The organism is Staphylococcus sp. GDY8P54P, assembly GCF_017892645.1.
Lineage (GTDB): Bacteria > Bacillota > Bacilli > Staphylococcales > Staphylococcaceae > Staphylococcus > Staphylococcus ureilyticus.
The window spans coordinates 1-1,986 of the sequence record NZ_JAESLN010000059.1; the positions used below are offsets into that span (position 1 = coordinate 1).

The window sequence follows — 1,986 nt, forward strand, 5'->3', positions numbered from 1 at the left end:
ATATCACGATAACTCAATGCATATCTTAGATAGTAGCTATCGGCTACAGTGATAACATCCTTGTTAAATTGTTTATATCTGTAATTGTCCATTCAGATGACTCCTTTTTGTTAAAATTATACTTTAAATTCAACTTTGCAACAGAACCATAAAAATCTTGTTGGTTTTATGCGTGCAACGGAAGTGACAATAAATAATAAAGATAATTCTTATAATCAGCACATGCATGTATTGGTATGTGTGGAACCAACTTATTTTAAGAATACAGAAAACTACGTGAATCAAAAACAATGGATTCAATTTTGGAAAAAGGCAATGAAATTAGACTATGATCCAAATGTAAAAGTTCAAATGATTCGACCGAAAAATAAATATAAATCGGATATACAATCGGCAATTGACGAAACTGCAAAATATCCTGTAAAGGATACGGATTTTATGACCGATGATGAAGAAAAGAATTTGAAACGTTTGTCTGATTTGGAGGAAGGTTTACACCGTAAAAGGTTAATCTCCTATGGTGGTTTGTTAAAAGAAATACATAAAAAATTAAACCTTGATGACACAGAAGAAGGCGATTTGATTCATACAGATGATGACGAAAAAGCCGATGAAGATGGATTTTCTATTATTGCAATGTGGAATTGGGAACGGAAAAATTATTTTATTAAAGAGTAGTTCAACAAACGGGCCAGTTTGTTGAAGATTATATGCTATAATTGTTATTAAAAGGATTGAAGGATGCTTAGGAAGACGAGTTATTAATAGCTGAATAAGAACGGTGCTCTCCAAATATTCTTATTTAGAAAAGCAAATCTAAAATTATCTGAAAAGGGAATGAGAATAGTGAATGGACCAATAATAATGACTAGAGAAGAAAGAATGAAGATTGTTCATGAAATTAAGGAACGAATATTGGATAAATATGGGGATGATGTTAAGGCTATTGGTGTTTATGGCTCTCTTGGTCGTCAGACTGATGGGCCCTATTCGGATATTGAGATGATGTGTGTCATGTCAACAGAGGAAGCAGAGTTCAGCCATGAATGGACAACCGGTGAGTGGAAGGTGGAAGTGAATTTTGATAGCGAAGAGATTCTACTAGATTATGCATCTCAGGTGGAATCAGATTGGCCGCTTACACATGGTCAATTTTTCTCTATTTTGCCGATTTATGATTCAGGTGGATACTTAGAGAAAGTGTATCAAACTGCTAAATCGGTAGAAGCCCAAACGTTCCACGATGCGATTTGTGCCCTTATCGTAGAAGAGCTGTTTGAATATGCAGGCAAATGGCGTAATATTCGTGTGCAAGGACCGACAACATTTCTACCATCCTTGACTGTACAGGTAGCAATGGCAGGTGCCATGTTGATTGGTCTGCATCATCGCATCTGTTATACGACGAGCGCTTCGGTCTTAACTGAAGCAGTTAAGCAATCAGATCTTCCTTCAGGTTATGACCATCTGTGCCAGTTCGTAATGTCTGGTCAACTTTCCGACTCTGAGAAACTTCTGGAATCGCTAGAGAATTTCTGGAATGGGATTCAGGAGTGGACAGAACGACACGGATATATAGTGGATGTGTCAAAACGCATACCATTTTGAACGATGACCTCTAATAATTGTTAATCATGTTGGTTACGTATTTATTAACTTCTCCTAGTATTAGTAATTATCATGGCTGTCATGGCGCATTAACGGAATAAAGGGTGTGCTTAAATCGGGCCATTTTGCGTAATAAGAAAAAGGATTAATTATGAGCGAATTGAATTAATAATAAGGTAATAGATTTACATTAGAAAATGAAAGGGGATTTTATGCGTGAGAATGTTACAGTCTATCCCGGCATTGCCAGTCGGGGATATTAAAAAGAGGGTTCTGTTGCAAAGTTGAATTTAGAGTATAATTTTAACAAAAAGGAGTCTTCTGTATGGACTATTTCAGATATAAACAATTTAACAAGGATGTTATCACTGTAGCCGT

General features: G+C 35.9%; 1 protein-coding gene and 2 pseudogenes. 2 read left to right on the top strand and 1 reads right to left on the bottom strand.

What is annotated here, in order from left to right; genetic code table 11:
- Positions 1–92, bottom strand: a pseudogene (locus KA883_RS13530) (IS6 family transposase); the annotation flags it as partial.
- 55 nt (positions 93–147) lie between these two features.
- On the opposite strand from KA883_RS13530, the pseudogene KA883_RS13535 reads away from it, so the two are divergent.
- Positions 148–678: pseudogene (locus KA883_RS13535) on the top strand (protein rep); the annotation flags it as partial.
- A gap of 168 nt (positions 679–846) precedes the next feature.
- Entirely contained in the window at positions 847–1,608 is a 762-nt protein-coding gene (gene aadD1 / locus KA883_RS13540) for an aminoglycoside O-nucleotidyltransferase ANT(4')-Ia (protein WP_001014230.1), read from the top strand.
- Positions 1,609–1,986: the final 378 nt, after the last annotated feature.